Source organism: Flavobacterium johnsoniae, assembly GCF_001879205.1.
In the GTDB taxonomy this organism is placed as follows: Bacteria; Bacteroidota; Bacteroidia; order Flavobacteriales; family Flavobacteriaceae; genus Flavobacterium; species Flavobacterium johnsoniae_A.
Genome location: NZ_MLFK01000011.1, coordinates 86,031 through 101,690 on the forward strand (window position 1 = coordinate 86,031; position 15,660 = coordinate 101,690).

Annotated in this window: 15 protein-coding genes; 14 read left to right on the forward strand and 1 reads right to left on the reverse strand. The window is 35.3% G+C overall.

Features of this window, described 5'->3' with window-relative positions:
* Positions 1 to 3 precede the first annotated feature (3 nt).
* The 9 genes from BKM63_RS21110 (at position 4) to BKM63_RS21150 (ending at position 9,084) form a co-directional block, all read left to right on the forward strand.
* Positions 4 to 3,168 (forward strand): efflux RND transporter permease subunit, encoded by a 3,165-nt coding sequence (locus BKM63_RS21110; protein ID WP_071638570.1) that lies wholly within the window; start codon positions 4 to 6, stop codon positions 3,166 to 3,168.
* Between the two features lie 337 nt (positions 3,169 to 3,505).
* Positions 3,506 to 4,924, forward strand: coding sequence for a TolC family protein (locus tag BKM63_RS21115; protein ID WP_071638571.1), 1,419 nt, complete (start codon positions 3,506 to 3,508; stop codon positions 4,922 to 4,924).
* A gap of 415 nt (positions 4,925 to 5,339) precedes the next feature.
* Positions 5,340 to 5,945, forward strand: a complete 606-nt coding sequence (locus BKM63_RS21120; protein ID WP_071638572.1) for a Crp/Fnr family transcriptional regulator — start codon at positions 5,340 to 5,342, stop codon at positions 5,943 to 5,945.
* A 71-nt stretch (positions 5,946 to 6,016) separates the two neighbouring features.
* Positions 6,017 to 6,748 (forward strand): GNAT family N-acetyltransferase, encoded by a 732-nt coding sequence (locus BKM63_RS21125; RefSeq protein WP_071638573.1) that lies wholly within the window; start codon positions 6,017 to 6,019, stop codon positions 6,746 to 6,748.
* Positions 6,749 to 7,032: 284 nt separating this feature from the next.
* Positions 7,033 to 7,413, forward strand: coding sequence for a DoxX family protein (locus BKM63_RS21130; protein WP_071638574.1), 381 nt, complete (start codon positions 7,033 to 7,035; stop codon positions 7,411 to 7,413).
* Positions 7,414 to 7,425: 12 nt separating this feature from the next.
* Positions 7,426 to 7,635 carry a hypothetical protein gene (locus tag BKM63_RS21135; RefSeq protein ID WP_071638575.1) on the forward strand — a complete coding sequence of 70 codons (210 nt, stop codon included), beginning with the start codon at positions 7,426 to 7,428 and terminating at the stop codon, positions 7,633 to 7,635.
* A 77-nt stretch (positions 7,636 to 7,712) separates the two neighbouring features.
* Positions 7,713 to 8,087, forward strand: a complete 375-nt coding sequence (locus BKM63_RS21140) for a VOC family protein (protein WP_071638576.1) — start codon at positions 7,713 to 7,715, stop codon at positions 8,085 to 8,087.
* An 18-nt stretch (positions 8,088 to 8,105) separates the two neighbouring features.
* Positions 8,106 to 8,615: a DinB family protein gene (locus BKM63_RS21145; protein WP_071638577.1), complete on the forward strand. Its 510-nt coding sequence runs from the start codon at positions 8,106 to 8,108 to the stop codon at positions 8,613 to 8,615.
* A gap of 4 nt (positions 8,616 to 8,619) precedes the next feature.
* On the forward strand, positions 8,620 to 9,084 hold the full coding sequence (locus BKM63_RS21150; RefSeq protein ID WP_071638578.1) for a DUF1440 domain-containing protein: 465 nt from the start codon (positions 8,620 to 8,622) through the stop codon (positions 9,082 to 9,084).
* 88 nt (positions 9,085 to 9,172) lie between these two features.
* Here BKM63_RS21150 and BKM63_RS21155 read toward each other — a convergent pair whose 3' ends face one another.
* The gene (locus tag BKM63_RS21155) at positions 9,173 to 9,334 is read right to left on the reverse strand and encodes a DUF1328 domain-containing protein (protein ID WP_071638579.1); all 162 of its coding nucleotides are present in this window, start codon (positions 9,332 to 9,334) and stop codon (positions 9,173 to 9,175) included.
* Between the two features lie 273 nt (positions 9,335 to 9,607).
* Between BKM63_RS21155 and BKM63_RS21160 the strand changes: the two genes are divergently transcribed.
* The 5 genes from BKM63_RS21160 to BKM63_RS21180 all read left to right on the forward strand — a co-directional run bounded on the left by BKM63_RS21160 (position 9,608) and on the right by BKM63_RS21180 (position 15,645).
* On the forward strand, positions 9,608 to 10,687 hold the full coding sequence (locus BKM63_RS21160) for a pesticidal protein Cry7Aa (RefSeq protein WP_071638580.1): 1,080 nt from the start codon (positions 9,608 to 9,610) through the stop codon (positions 10,685 to 10,687).
* Positions 10,668 to 12,938 carry a glycosyltransferase gene (locus tag BKM63_RS21165; protein WP_071638581.1) on the forward strand — a complete coding sequence of 757 codons (2,271 nt, stop codon included), beginning with the start codon at positions 10,668 to 10,670 and terminating at the stop codon, positions 12,936 to 12,938. The genes BKM63_RS21160 and BKM63_RS21165 overlap by 20 nt, the downstream gene beginning before the upstream one ends.
* A 271-nt stretch (positions 12,939 to 13,209) precedes the next feature.
* The gene (locus BKM63_RS21170; RefSeq protein ID WP_071638582.1) at positions 13,210 to 13,968 is read left to right on the forward strand and encodes an MlaE family ABC transporter permease; all 759 of its coding nucleotides are present in this window, start codon (positions 13,210 to 13,212) and stop codon (positions 13,966 to 13,968) included.
* A 1-nt stretch (position 13,969) separates the two neighbouring features.
* Positions 13,970 to 14,749 (forward strand): ABC transporter ATP-binding protein, encoded by a 780-nt coding sequence (locus BKM63_RS21175; protein WP_071638583.1) that lies wholly within the window; start codon positions 13,970 to 13,972, stop codon positions 14,747 to 14,749.
* Positions 14,750 to 14,772: 23 nt separating this feature from the next.
* A complete protein-coding gene (locus BKM63_RS21180; protein WP_071638584.1) occupies positions 14,773 to 15,645 on the forward strand; it encodes an MlaD family protein in 873 nt (290 codons plus the stop codon).
* The last annotated feature ends 15 nt before the right edge of the window (positions 15,646 to 15,660 follow it).

A 15,660-nucleotide genomic window follows, 5' to 3' on the forward strand; every position in this document is an offset into this window, starting at 1 on the left:
AAAATGTTCAAAATATTTATACAAAGACCTGTACTGGCAACCGTAATTTCCATTTTATTGGTGATTCTGGGGGTATTGGGTTTAACTAAACTGCCTTTACAACAGTTTCCTGATATTGCGCCTCCATCGGTTTTGGTAACAGCGGTATATCCTGGAGCAAACGCAGAAACGGTTTTACGTTCTGTGGCACCTTCTCTGGAAGAATCTATAAATGGTGTAGAAAACATGACTTACATGAGCTCTACAGCCAGTAACGACGGTACTTTAGCCATTACAGTTTTCTTTAAACTGGGTACAGATGCTGACCAGGCTGCGGTAAACGTACAGAACAGAGTAGCGCAGGCAACCAGCCAGCTTCCTGCAGAGGTTGTACAGCAGGGTGTTATTACTGCAAAACAACAAAACAGTTTCATCATGGCAATTGGTATGTATACTGATGATGAAGCAAAATACGACCAAACCTTTGTGGCCAACTATGCACAGATTAATATTATTCCGGAACTAAAACGTATTCCGGGTGTAGGTTCTGCCAGTATTTTTGGTGGTGTAAAAGATTATTCGATGCGTGTTTGGTTAAACCCAACACAAATGTCAACTTACAAAGTGACGCCAAATGAAGTTATGGCGGCTATTCAGGACAAAAGTTTGGAAGCAGCTCCCGGAAAATTTGGAGAACGAAGCAAAGAAGTTTTTGAATACGTTATTAAATACAAAGGGAAATTAACCAAACCTGAAGATTATGAAAATATTGCTATACGTTCTAATGCAGATGGCTCAGTACTTCGCTTAAAAGATGTAGCGAGAGTTGAACTTGGTGCTTACTCTTATAACAGTTTAACACGTTTAAATGGTAAAAAAGGAATTGTAATCGGGGTTATTCAGTTAGCTGGATCTAACTCTAATGATATTCAGATTGCCATTAACAAAATGATGGAAAAGGCTTCTAAAGATTTTCCAAAAGGTATAAAACACAATATATTTTATAGTACAAAAGTATCTCTTGACCAGTCTATCGAGCAGGTGGAGCATACATTACTGGAAGCTTTTATACTTGTATTTATTGTGGTATTTATCTTCTTGCAAGATTTTAGATCAACATTAATCCCGGCTATTGCTGTACCTGTAGCAATTTTAGGAACGTTCTTCTTCATGCAGTTATTCGGATTTTCGATCAACCTTTTAACACTTTTCGCATTAATTCTGGCGATTGGTATTGTGGTAGATGATGCTATTGTAGTTGTCGAAGCCGTGCATGCGAAAATGGAGCATAAACGCTTGTCTCCAAAAATCGCAACCCATGAAGCAATGCACGAAATAACGGGTGCTATTATCTCGATTACGCTGGTAATGGCTGCTGTTTTCCTGCCGGTTGGTTTTATGGAAGGCTCTACGGGAGTTTTCTATCGTCAGTTTGCCTTTACGATGGCAATTGCAATTGTAATTTCGGCTGTTAACGCCTTAACATTGAGTCCGGCGCTTGCAGCATTATTCTTAAAAGATAATCACGGAGCACACGATCACGGGGCGCCTTACGAGAAAAAAGGATTTAAAGAAAAATTCTTTACCGCTTTCAACAGCAGTTTTGAATCGCTGACAAACCGTTACGTAGGCGGATTGAAATTCTTAATCAGAAGAAAATGGCTGAGTTTAGGCGGATTGGCTTTAATTACAATAGCAACTGTTGTGATGGTAAAAACAACTCCTGCAGGATTTATTCCAACAGAAGATCAAGGATTTATTGCAATTGCAGTAAACACGCCATCTGGAACATCATTAGACGGAACTCAAAAAGTAATGACTGAAGCTGAAAATACTTTAAGAGGTTTAGATGCTTCACGATTTGTAACCGCAATTTCTGGTTTCAACTTATTGACTAACTCTACAAGCCCGTCTTCAGCAGTAGTTTTCGTATTGCTTAAACCAAATGAGGACCGTGGAGAATTAAAAAATATTGACGAAATCATGAATCAGGTTCGTGGTAAACTGGGTGCTATATCTGGCGGAAGCTTCTTCGTATTCAGTTTCCCAACTGTTCCAGGATTTAGTAACGTTGAGGCTTTAGATTTAGTACTTCAAGATAAAACGGGAGGAAAACTGGATAAATTCAGTGGTATTTCTCAAAACTTTATCGGCGAATTAATGAAACGTCCTGAAATTGCAGTTGCCTTTACAAGTTTCAAAGCAGATTATCCTCAATTACAATTGGATATCAACGACGAGAAAGCAAATCAATTGGGTGTTAATGTAAAAGACATTTTACAAACCATGCAGGCTTATTTTGGTAGCGCACAGGCTTCAGATTTCAACAGATTTGGTAAATATTACCGTGTTGTAGTTCAGGCTGATATTGCTGACAGAGCTGATCCAACCTCAATTGACAGGGTTTTTGTAAAAAACAAAACAGGCGAAATGGTGCCAATAAATACTTTAGTAAAACTAACTCGTATTTATGGTTCAGAAACCGCTTCACGATACAATTTATTTAACTCAATTTCTATTAATGCGATTCCGAAACCAGGATTTAGTTCCGGAGATGCCATTAAAGCAATTGAAGAAGTAGCAGCACAACAATTACCTGCAGGTTACGGGTTCGAATTCTCGGGTCAGACTCGTGAGGAGATTTCTTCCGGAGGGCAGTCTGCAACTATATTCTTACTGTGTTTGATATTCATTTATTTCTTACTTGCTGCACAGTACGAAAGTTACATTTTGCCTTTGGCGGTAATCTTATCAATCCCTGCAGGTATTTTTGGAGTATTCGTAGCTATTGGTTTAACAGGAATTGAAAACAATATTTACGTGCAAGTTGCATTGGTCATGCTGATTGGACTTCTTGCCAAAAATGCCATCCTGATTGTAGAGTTTGCTTCGCAGAAAAGAAAATCGGGACAAGCGTTAATAAGAGCTTCAATCGATGCTGCAAAATTACGTTTACGACCAATTATCATGACGTCTCTTGCCTTTATTGTTGGTTTAGTGCCAATGATGAGCGCAAAAGGGCCATCAGCTCAGGGTAACCACTCTATTAGTATTGGTGCTGCCGGAGGGATGATTTCAGGAGTAATTCTAGGTTTGTTTATCATTCCGGTTTTATTCATCATCTTCCAGCATTTACAAGAAAAGGTTTCTGGAAAACCAGTTGCCGTAATTCATAACGAAGAAAAATAATAAATGGAAAACTATATAACAACAGCTTTGGTAGCCATTATAATCGGCATCGCTTATATATCGTACAGAATCTCAAAAGATCTTGAAAACAGAAAAGATACTTGTACAGAAATTTAACCCTTTAGGTGAAAAATAGAAAAAAAAATTAAACACGTAGAGACATAGTCCCGAAGCTTCGGGATTGTCTAAAAAGAGAATACAAAAGAAACCAGTTTCTACACATAACTAAACTATGTGCATTTAAACTAGTGAAACGCCTTTTAAAGTCTCCTAAAAACTATGTTCCTATGTGTTTAAAAATTACACCCAACGGATAGAAAAATCTAATAAAAAAACAATGAAAAATCATATAACCAAAATCGTGACCTTCGCCATTCTGATCACGACCTTGATATCCTGTAAAGTTTCGAAGGATATTGAAACTCCAAAAGATGCATTTCCTGAGAATTTCAGGAATGCATCGGTTTCGAGTGATACAACCAGTATTGCCGATGTGGAGTGGAAAAATTTCTTTACAGAAAAAGATATTATCAAACTAATCGACAGCGCCGTTGCCCGAAACAACGATTTGCAGATTGCCGAAAAAAACATCGAAATTGCGCAATACCGTTTTACACAATCAAAATGGGGAAATGTACCTCAGGTTAATTTATTTGTAAATGCGAGCACAAGCAATCCGTCTGATAATAGTTTTACAGGATTGAACCTAAACCAGGCAATTGGTGCCAAACATATTGATGATTATTCTGCCGGGGCTTCACTTTCTTGGGAAGCCGATATCTGGGGAAAAATCAGAAACCAGAAAAAAGGTGCTTATGCAGGATATCTTCAGTCTGAAGAAGTAAAAAAAGCTTTGCAGACTAATATCGTAGCTAATGTTTCAAGAGGATATTACAATCTATTAATGCTGGATGCGCAATTGGATATTGCCAGACAAAATCTAAAATTAAACGATAGTACAACCAATATTATCAAATTAAAATACGATGCAGGTCAGGTAACAACTTTAGCAATTCAGCAATCAGAAGCGCAGAAATTAAACTCAGCGCAATTGATTCCGTTATTAGAACAAAACATTGCTATTCAGGAAAATGCTTTGAGCGTTTTAACGGGTTCTTTCCCAAATTCAAAAGAAAGGTCAATTCGTTTAAGTGCGATTGAAGTAAAACACAATACCGCAATCGGAGTTCCGTCTTCATTAGTTAGCAGAAGACCTGATGTAAAAAGTGCCGAACTGGCTCTTAAAGCGGCAAACGCAAACGTAGGAATCACAAAAGCTGATTTATATCCGGCATTGAGAATTACAGCTCAAGGCGGTGTAAACTCTTTTGAAACCAGCAATTGGTTTAACATTCCGGCTTCTTTATTCGGAACTGTTGCCGGAGGTTTAACACAGCCACTTTTAAACAACAAAAGAGTAAGAACGCAATATAATATAGCTGTTGCAGAAAGAGAAAAAGCTGTTTTAAGTTTTAGACAATCTGTTTTGGTTGCCGTTAGCGAAGTTTCGGATGCTTTGGTTAAAGTAGAGAAATTACAGCAGCAGGAAATTTTCCTAAAAGAAAAAGTTAAAACATTACAACAGGCTATTAAAAATGCTAATCTATTATTCAAAAATGGTATGGCAGAATATCTTGAAGTTTTAACAGCTCAGGCCAATTTATTACAAAGTGAACTAGAGCTTGCCGATATAAAAAGACAACAACTTACAGCCAACACAGATTTGTACCGCGCTCTTGGCGGAGGCTGGAAATAATACCTGTTACATTACCCGTTAATTATTTATTTTTTGAGATGAAAACGCTGTGAGACCTTTGGGTTTCATGGCGTTTTTTAGTTTAACCGCAAAGAGCGCAAGGGTTTACGCAGGGTTCGCTAAGTTTTTTTTTAGCTCTCGCAGATCTTGCAGATAAAGCAGATATTTTTCGCTGAGCCGCAAAGGTTTGTTTCACGCAGAAAATATGTAAGCAGATTTATGAAGATAATTTAGTACGACTCAAAAAAAAATCTGCAAAATCTGCGAGAGTTCTTTTTATCTCATTTTATGTAATTGCGAGGAACGAAGTAACCACACCAGCATTACTGATGCAGCCAATGAGTTTGCTTCATTCCTCAGAATAATAAATCTGACTCAAAATTTCGCTATTTTTGGTAAGCTTAAAAATTACATAATGATTTCTAACCAACAGAAACACCTCCATCAATTAAAACAAACCATCGAAAGCTACTATCCTATTTCTGAAAATTCATGGAAATTGATTGAGAGTATTGCAGCATTTCAAACCCTTAAAAAAAGTGAAACGTTATTGCAAAACGGAGAAATTGCTAAAAATCTTCATTTTATTGTAAAAGGTGTTTTAAGAGCTTTTATCACAGACCAGCAGGGAAATTTCTATAACAAAAATCTTTTTCTTGAAAATTATTTTGCAGGTTCTAAAGTTTCACTGATGCTGGAATCGCCTTCTAATTTTACAATTGAAGCATTAGAAGACAGCATTATCATCAATCTTAATTATAAAAGATACATTTCGTTAATTAATGAAAACGATGATCTTAAGAACTTTTATATTGCTCACTTAGAAAAAAACTGGATTATTGATAAAGAACAAAGGGAAATCGCATTGGTTATGCAGAACGCAACCGAAAGATATGTCAGTCTTTTAGAAAAACATCCAAGTATTGCAGAAAGAGTTCCGTTATTGCATATTGCATCGCATCTAGGTATTACACCAACACAGTTAAGCCGAATCAGAAAAAGTCTTGAAAAAGATTTGTAAATCAACATATGTAAAGGCTTTTCTAAAAGACCAGATTTATCTTTGTGCTATAATTCAAACTTGTTATTAAAATGAACCATACAAACCTTATAAAAAACAATATTGACAATCTTACCACTCTTTGGAAAACCGTGGCCACTCCTCTCCTTTCTTATCACCAAAATGGTTTTTTAGAATTCTCTCAGATCAGAAATTCCGGGTGGCCAAACCGTCTATGGTTTCGAGAAGATATTAACGAAGAAAACCTTCCGCAGATTCTGGAAACGATCGAAAAAAATCCAGGCTTAGTTGTTCCGTATTGGGATATTTTTGGAAGCAATTCAAATGAAATTTTCGAAAAAAACAGATTTACTATTCGAAATCAACTTGTGGCAATGGCTTTAAAACTGGAGAAAAAATTCACTCTTGAGAATAATTTGAATTTTAAAAGAGTTTTAGATGAAGAGGATGCAGAAACCTGGTCTGATATTTATCCATTATCTTTTAATTATGTAATCAGCAAAGAAACACTCGTCTCTAATTACCAAAATGTAAAATTTTATTTGGTTCACTTAAACGAAAAACCACTAGGAACTCTTACTCTTTTTCAAACCGAAAAGATAATGGGAATTCATGGTGTTGGTATAATTCCAGAAATGCGAAAACAAGGTTTCGCTGAGGAAATTATGAAATTTGCAGTGAACGAAGCTATTGATGCCGGCTGTGAATATGCGCAGTTACAAGCCTCTGATTTAGGAAAAGGTATTTATACCCGATTAGGTTTTGAGGATTTGTTTTTGATAAAGAACTATGTTTTGGCTTAAATTCAAAATTCCAATTTTTCCTATTTCATTTCATGCTGAGCGTAGTCGAAGCATTCAACGCAATCCTGCCATCCCGAGGAACGAGGGATGACAAACTGTATATTAAGTTCCAAACCAACAACCAACAACCAACAACCAACAACCAACAACAAGCAACCAACAACAAACAACAAACTGAACTTGTCCCAAATGCCCCTAAAATAGTCGTAAATACCTATTTCATGAGAAAATAAGAATAGTACATTTGTAATACATTAACTAATAACTATTTAAAAATAAACCACATGAAAAAAGCAAAAATTATTTTTTGGATTACAACTACTATTATTTTCCTTTTCGAGGGCGTTATGCCGGCTTTGACTTCCCAAACTGAATTGGCCAAAGAAGGAATCAGACATTTAGGTTATCCGGAATATTTTGGAAATGCACTGGTCGTTTTCAAAATCTTGGGTGTTTTGGTATTAGTCATTCCATCTATTCCTAAAAATGTAAAAGAATGGGCGTATGCCGGATTTGGTTTCGATTTTATATTTGCTTCAATCAGCCATTTTGCAGTTGACGGAATGAATTTTCAAAGTTTCTTTCCTTTAATCTTTTTAGTGATCCTGGCAATCTCTTATATCTATTATCACAAAATAGAGCGATATAAAAATATTGCTTTGTAAAATGCCCTAACGATGATAGAAGTTTTCAAAACAAATGTTCAGGAAGTCGAACAATCTATCATGATTGTTGGGAAACTTCTTGAACATTTCCCAAATAGTATTGTCAATTTTGATCTCGAAGATTGCGATAAAATCCTTCGGGTTCATGCCTCTTCCATCTCCAACCCTAAAATAATCGAACTTCTAAATTCATATGGTTTTCAGTGCGAAGTGCTTTTGTAAAATCTTAATTTACTGATTTACAAAATATTAAAATAAAAATCGTAATTTTAGAATCCTAATTTTTAAAATATCAAAAAATGAATATTCCAGCAGAACATCAAACCATAATGCCTTACTTGATTTTAAAAGGAGCCTCGAAATTCATTGATTTTACAAAAAATGTATTTGGCGCATCCGAAACCAATACAAAATCCGTGCGTGAAGATGGTACTATTATGCATGCCGAAGTTACCTTAAACGGCAGCACCATCATGATTACTGATGAAATTACAGATTGGGCAAAGCAAACCTCACACTTGTTTGTATATGTTCCCAATGCAGATGAAACCTATAAAAAAGCATTAGAAAACGGAGCCGTTTCGTTAATGGCATTAAGCGACAAAGATTACGGGAGAACCTGCGGCGTGACAGACCCGTTTGGCAATGTCTGGTGGATAACCTCTGTACTATAATCAATCTAAATCAATAATATGAAAACAGAAGTTCAAAAAGATATTGTTGAGACATTCAAAAAGGTAAATGATGTACTTTCAAAATTTTCCGAAAGCGAATTAAACATCATTCCCTATCAAGGAAGCTGGACAGCAGGACAAACTGCACAGCATATTATTCTGGCATGCTCGGGATTTCCGGAATTGTTTGCCGGAAAAACAGAAAAAACCAGCCGAAAACCCGATGAGAAGATTAAAGATATTGAAGGCCTTTTTTTAAACTTCTCTATAAAAATGGATGCACCTGTTTTTCTTAAACCCGAGAAAAAAGAATACAATAAAAATGCCTTAAATATCGAGCTGCTCAAAATCGAATCTGAGCTATTAGATTGTGCTCAAAAGTACGATTTAACCTTAACCTGTCTGGATTATCAGGTTCCAGGTTTTGATAAATTTACTATGTACGAATGGATTGATTTTGCCTTAGTCCATACACAGAGACATACGCATCAATTGAATAATATATTTCAGTATATAACCAAACTATAAAGCAATGAGATCTAAATCTAGAACCATCTTGTATTCTGGTTTATTATCGGGTACTTTAGATATACTGGCTGCTATTATAATTTATGCCGTTATACTACATCAGACAACCGCAGTAAAAATTCTGCAGTCTATTGCCAGCGGCATTTTTAAACAAGAAGCCTATACCAGCGGATCTCAAATGGCCTTTTATGGTTTACTGCTGCATTATTTTATTGCCTTTGTTTTCGCCTATATTTACTTTAAAATATATCCATATTTTCCTTTTCTGCGGAACAGCCTTTTACTTTCGGGAGTTTTATACGGCATGTTTGTTTGGATTGTAATGAACCTCATTGTGCTGCCAATTGTTTTTCCAAAACTGCCGCAAAAACATTTTGATTTTCCTTTATTGCTTTCTGTTCTGATTTTAATTTTCTGCATTGGTCTTCCCATAGCATATATAACAAAGAAGTTTTACACCAGACACTAACAACCTGAAACTTGAAACCTGAAACAAAAAAAAAGCGAAATCAACCCTATATAAGTCAACTTCGCTTTTTTTGATTTAACAATAAAATCTAAACTCTCGATCTTCCGCTTATTAATGAAATAATAAATAGAACTAAGAATATAAAGAATAAGATTTTTGCGATACTGGCGGCTCCGGCGGCAATTCCTCCAAAACCAAAAATTCCGGCTACTATAGCCAAAATTATAAATGTGACTGTCCATCGTAACATAATAATAAAAATTTAAGTTATAAAATGTGACTCTAAATGAGCCTGATTTGTTTGTTTCTCAAAGTTCCTCTTTACTTACAAAAATCATTAACTCAAATGCTATAATTTTTTATCGCAATTAACTACAAATCATAATTTTATCTGCCTTTTTTAGAATTTCAATTTTAACTTTATACAATTCCCATGTAAATGTTTTTGAGTTAATTTTTTGATTGATTGAGTCAATTCCCGCTGTGTTCTCAAGGTAATTTTAATCAAAATTAAAAATGAGATATGGAATTGGTTAAAACACAAGACACCTTAGCAGTAAAACTAGGTGTTATCTTAGAAAAAACAGACAGACCTTTCGAAGAATTAGGTGTTTTAAATCCAGCTGTATTTCAAGATGGAAATAACGTTCATATGTTTTACAGAGCGGCAAAAAAAGGGAACTTTTCAACCATAGGCTACTGCCGGTTCGAAGGCCCGACTACCTTAGTAGAACGCCGAACAGAACCTGTTTTTTTACCCGAATATATTTATGAAATACATGGTGTCGAAGATCCGAGAATTACAAAAATTGACGATACTTATTATATGACTTATGTAACATACGACGGTTTAAATGCCTGTGGAGCACTTGCTGTATCAAAAGATCTGGTTTCATTTAAAAAGAAAGGAATAATAACTCCAAAATTTATTTTAAATGAATTTACCAATTTGATCCGCAAGCATTTACAAAATCCAAGTATTGCCAGAATATTAGCTTTTAATACAGAAAGAAATTATCCTTTAAGCGAAACTATAAAAGATAATTTATTTGTATGGGACAAAAACGTGGTTCTTTTTCCTAAAAAAATAAACGGAAAATTTGTGGCTTTACACAGATTATTTCCTTCAATACAAATTGTTTCTTTTGATAAGAAAAAAGATCTCACAGCAGATTTTTGGAAAGACTATCTAAAAAACCTGCCCGATCATATTATCATGGAGCCAAAATACGATCACGAAACCAGTCATATTGGTCCGGGTGCTCCTCCAATTGAAACTAAAGATGGATGGCTGTTAATTTATCACGCCGCCGAAAAACGCGAAAAAGGTCTTGTTTATCACGCCTGCGCCGCTTTATTAGATCTTAATGATCCTGGTAAAGTAATAGGACGATTAACAAAACCTATTATTACGCCATCAGAATATTATGAAAGACACGGTTATGTAAATTATGTTGTTTTCCCTACAGGAACAGCCATTTTTGACGACCAATTATATATTTATTACGGTGCTGCCGATGACAAGATTGCGGCGGCCTCTCTGAACCTTAACGACTTATTAAACGAACTAAAACAGAACTCCCATGAAGACGATATCAAATAAATCGAAAATTGTTTTTCTTTCTACATTTCCGCCAACACAATGTGGAATCGCAACTTATACTCAGGATACAATAAAAGGAATTACCGATGTTTTTGGCAAATCGATAACTTGTGAAATCTGCGAACTGGTCAACGAACCAAAAGCAAATCCAACACAAGCCTTTACATTAAATACAAAAGACAGAGCAGAATATGCAAAAGTTGCCGAAGAAATTAACAAAGATAAAAATGTAAAATTAGTTCATATTCAACATGAATTTGGTTTATTTGGCGGAAACTACGGAGATCATTTATTAGATTTTTTAAATGCAGTAAAAAAACCGGTAACCTATACTTTTCACAGCGTTATTCCAAACCCGAATAATGAACTGAAAACTTTTGTAAAGTTACTTTTAAGCTACAGCAATTCTGTTTTTGTAATGACAAACCAGTCAAAAGAAATTTTGATTAAAGACTACGATATCAATGAAGAAATAATTACATGCGTACCACACGGAACCCATATTGTAATTTATGAAACTCCGGAACAGGCCAAAGCAAAATTCGATATTAAAAATAAAATTGTTTTATCAACTTTCGGGCTTTTAGGTGAAGGAAAAAATATCGAAACAGGTTTGCAAGCCTTGGCAAAAGTTGTAGAAAAAGAACCAGATGTACTTTATATGATTATTGGCAAAACGCATCCGAATTTAATTAAAGACGGTGTTGATGCTTATCGTGATAAACTGGAAGCAATGGTAGATGAACTAGGTTTACGCCAGAATGTTCGTTTTATCAATCAATATTTAGATACCGAAGAACTTTTAGAATATTTAAAAGCCACAGATATTTATTTGTTTACTTCAAAAGATCCAAATCAGGCGGTAAGCGGCACTTTTGCTTATGCAATGAGCTGTGCCTGTCCAATGGTTGCCTCTAAAATTCCGCATACAAGAGAAGTTTTAACTGAAGACTGCGGTGTTTTAGTTGATATTGGAAATGTAGATCAATTTGCAGAAGCAACTTTAAAATTAATTGCCGATGAAAATTTAAGACATGAAATGGGAATTCAGGCTTTTACCAAAATGAGAGCTTCATCTTGGGAAAACGCCGGATTAACACACATGAATACTTATAAAAAACTAATTGAAAATCCGGCTGATATTAAATACAGTTATCCGGATATTCAATTAAGACATATCAAAAAATTAACTACAGATCTTGGTATTATCCAGTTTAGTAAAATCTCCGTTCCCGATTTGGATTCCGGATATACTCTTGATGATAATGCACGAGCTTTGATTGCATTTTGCATGCATTACAAACTAACAAAAGACAAGGATGATCTTCCTTATATTTTAATTTATCTGGATTTTATCGAAAGATGCCAGAAACCAAAAGGGGATTTTATCAATTATGTAGATCAGGAAAATCGCGAGCACGTTGAGCAAAATGCCGAAGTTAATCTAGAAGATTCTAACGCAAGAGCTATCTGGGCCTTAGGAACTGTAGTTTCAAATGCGGATATCCTGCCGGAGAATATTTCGAAGAAAGCTGCAAAAGTTTTTCTGAACTCATTAAAATGGGCTGAAAATATTCAATCGCCTCGTTCTATTGGTTTTGCTACAAAAGGTTTATACTTATATCACAACGCCATTCCAAATTTATATGTGGCGGCGATCATCAATAAACTGAATGCAAAATTACTGGCAAACTATGAAGAAACAGCTTCTGAAGACTGGCAGTGGTTTGAAAATTATTTAACATACGGAAATGGCGTTCTGCCGGAATCAATGCTGTATGCTTATCTAATTACAAATAAGGCCGTTTACAAAAAAGTAGCGCTGGACTCTTTAGATTTCCTAATGTCAAAAACGTTTATAGACGGCAACTTCAAAGCTATTTCAAATCAAAGCTGGTACCACAAAGGTTCTGAACCTCAGGAATATGGAGAACAGCCAATTGATGTTACTTATACCATTCAGACTTTAAATGCGTTTTATGATGCTTTTAAAACACCTGAATACAAAAAGAAAATGAAAGCGGCATTTAACTGGTTTTTAGGCAAAAATCATTTAAATCAAATTATGTACAATCCGGTAAGCGGCGGTGGTTATGACGGTCTTGAAAAAGAAAACGTAAACTTAAATCAAGGAGCAGAATCAACTGTATGTTATTTAACAGCGAGATTATTAATGGAGAAATTTTCGATGTCAGAATCTAAAGTTATTCCCTTAATGAAATCCAGAACCGGTGTCGCGATCAACTTATAAAAATTCAATTTTTTAAAACGCAATAGACTGACCAAAATTCTATTAAACCCGGAAAATCCCTTTCTTAATGAAAGGGATTTTTTGTTTACAGAAACTGCAACGTCAATTTATTATAAATATTGTGCTTTAATGATAATTATATAAGCCAGGAAAAAAGTTGTGTAAAATATTTTAACAAGTATTGAGGTAACTTTCATCTATAATTTAAAAAGTGGAAAAAACTGTTAAATAATTGATTTTCAAATTACACCTAACTTAAAAACAAAACATTTTGATTCTCATCTTAAAAAATACATTCGCACAAATTGGAGATGCAACCTTGTTTGCCAAAAGGTTTTTTAAGGAGGTTTTCATTCCTCCTTATGAGGCCAAAGAATTTTTGAAACAATGTTATATCATCGGTTATAAATCATTGCCGCTGGTAGCTATTACCGGTTTTATTATGGGCTTAGTGCTTACACTTCAATCACGTCCTACTCTGGTCAAATTTGGAGCCGAAAGCTGGCTTCCGGGAATGGTTGCACTTTCTTTAATCAGAGAGATTGCTCCTGTAATTACAGCCTTAATTTGTGCCGGAAAAATTTCGTCAGGAATTGGTGCCGAACTAGGTTCTATGAAAGTAACCGAGCAGATAGATGCCATGGAAGTTTCGGCCATTAATCCATATAATTATCTAGTGGTAACCAGAATATTAGCCTGTACTTTAATGGTGCCTATACTAGTTATTTTTGCAGATGCAATAGGCATTATAGGCGGTTATGCCGGAATAAACATTCATGGCGATGTTAATTTTTACCGCTATTTAACCCAGATTATTCAGTCATTAGAATTTTCAGATCTGATTCCGGCTACGGTAAAAACGTTCTTCTTTGGATTTTTTATTGGAATGATTGGATGTTATAAAGGTTTTAATGCCGCAAACGGAACAGAAAGCGTAGGACGCGCTGCGAACTCAGCCGTAGTTACAGCCTCTTTAAGCATATTTATTATTGATATGATCGCAGTTCAACTAACTGATTTAATTTATTAAGATGATTAAAGAAGATAAAAATACCGACCCAAAATCAAAAGATAAAAAACAAGTTCCAATTATTGAGATTAAGAACCTGCATAAAACTTTTGGTAAAGACAATGAAGTTTTAAAAGGGGTAAATCTTACGGTGAATAAAGGAGAAGATTTAGTGATTTTAGGACGTTCCGGTTCCGGAAAATCGGTAACGATAAAATGTATTGTGGGGTTAATCGAGCCGGACAAAGGAGAAATTAATGTTTTTGGCCAAAACCTGCTGGATTTATCCAAAAGTGAATTAAATGAGGTCAGAGTAAAAATTGGTTTTTTATTTCAAAGCGGTGCCTTATACGATTCTATGTCAGTGAGAGAAAATCTGGCTTTTACGCTGCGTGCCCACAAAAGAGATTTAAACGAAGATGAAGTTGAAAACGAAGTGATAGAAGCTCTTGAAAGTGTTGGACTTGGAGATGCAATTGATAAGATGCCTGCAGAATTATCAGGAGGAATGAGAAAAAGAATCGGCCTGGCCAGAACATTGATCTTAAAACCCGAAATCATTTTATACGATGAACCAACGACAGGATTAGATACCATTACTTCGAGAGAAATCAGCGAATTAATTCTGGATATTAAACACAAACAAAAAACCTCATCGATCATCATTACGCACGACATGGCCTGCGCCAAAATGACGGCAGACAGAATAATGGTTTTAAAAGACGGTGAAATTCACGCCGAAGGAACTTACGAAGAATTAGAAAAAGACGAAGACGAATGGGTACGCTCATTTTTTGAATAAAGCAAAATAAAATATTAGAAATCATGGAGAAGCAATCTGGATATACTTGGAAATTAGGAATGTTTGTAACAGTTGGGCTGTTGCTTTTTATAATGGCCATTTATTTTATTGGAAAACAAAAAAACCTATTTGGTTCAACATTCCATATAACATCAAAATTTAAAACGGTCAGCGGTTTAGAAGTAGGAAACAACGTCCGCTTTTCAGGTATCAACATTGGTACGGTCGAAGAAATCAGGTTAATTAACGATTCTTCAGTCGTGGTATCAATGGTTATAAAAGATGAAGTTCGTGAATTCATAAAAACAGATGCGCGAGCCAGCATTGGTTCTGACGGATTAATGGGCGATAAAGTACTGACTATTACTCCCGGCGTAAAATCGACAAAAGTTATCGAAGACAATGGTGCTATCGCTTCTATTAACGGAATTGAAATGAATGACATCATGAAAAGCGTAAAGAAAAGTGTTGACAATGTTGGAGTTATTTCCGAAGAGCTGGCGATTTTCAGTCACAGCATGAATAACGGAAACGGTGCTCTGGCAAGATTAGTCCGCGATGATAAAATGGCAAACAGCGTGTCCAATACGCTTTCTAATCTGGAAACGGGCACAAAAGGTTTTAGTGATAACATGGAAGCTGCAAAAAGCAATTTCCTTTTTAGAGGCTATTTCAAGAAAAAAGAGAAAGAAAAAGAAAAAAAGCAGGAAGAGATAAAAGAGAAAAAAGAAGAGAAACAGGAAAAAGCGGCTAAAGAAAAAGAAGCCAAGGCTAAAGAAGAGAAAGAAAAGCAGGAAAAAGCTAAAGAAGAAAAAGAAGCCAAGGCCAAAGAAGAAAAAGCTAAAGAAGAAAAACAAAAACAGGAAGAAGCCAAAAAAGAGCCTGAGAAGAAATAATTAAAAACTCTAAGC

Coding starts and splice junctions, on each gene's coding strand:
- BKM63_RS21130 (WP_071638574.1), top strand. CDS start 7,033: ATGAAAAAAGCAAAAATTATTTTTTGGATTACAACTACTATTATTTTC.
- BKM63_RS21180 (WP_071638584.1), top strand. CDS start 14,773: ATGGAGAAGCAATCTGGATATACTTGGAAATTAGGAATGTTTGTAACA.
- BKM63_RS21135 (WP_071638575.1), top strand. CDS start 7,426: ATGATAGAAGTTTTCAAAACAAATGTTCAGGAAGTCGAACAATCTATC.
- BKM63_RS21165 (WP_071638581.1), top strand. CDS start 10,668: ATGAAGACGATATCAAATAAATCGAAAATTGTTTTTCTTTCTACATTT.
- BKM63_RS21140 (WP_071638576.1), top strand. CDS start 7,713: ATGAATATTCCAGCAGAACATCAAACCATAATGCCTTACTTGATTTTA.
- BKM63_RS21110 (WP_071638570.1), top strand. CDS start 4: ATGTTCAAAATATTTATACAAAGACCTGTACTGGCAACCGTAATTTCC.
- BKM63_RS21145 (WP_071638577.1), top strand. CDS start 8,106: ATGAAAACAGAAGTTCAAAAAGATATTGTTGAGACATTCAAAAAGGTA.
- BKM63_RS21115 (WP_071638571.1), top strand. CDS start 3,506: ATGAAAAATCATATAACCAAAATCGTGACCTTCGCCATTCTGATCACG.
- BKM63_RS21160 (WP_071638580.1), top strand. CDS start 9,608: ATGGAATTGGTTAAAACACAAGACACCTTAGCAGTAAAACTAGGTGTT.
- BKM63_RS21155 (WP_071638579.1), bottom strand. CDS start 9,334: ATGTTACGATGGACAGTCACATTTATAATTTTGGCTATAGTAGCCGGA.
- BKM63_RS21150 (WP_071638578.1), top strand. CDS start 8,620: ATGAGATCTAAATCTAGAACCATCTTGTATTCTGGTTTATTATCGGGT.
- BKM63_RS21125 (WP_071638573.1), top strand. CDS start 6,017: ATGAACCATACAAACCTTATAAAAAACAATATTGACAATCTTACCACT.
- BKM63_RS21175 (WP_071638583.1), top strand. CDS start 13,970: ATGATTAAAGAAGATAAAAATACCGACCCAAAATCAAAAGATAAAAAA.
- BKM63_RS21120 (WP_071638572.1), top strand. CDS start 5,340: ATGATTTCTAACCAACAGAAACACCTCCATCAATTAAAACAAACCATC.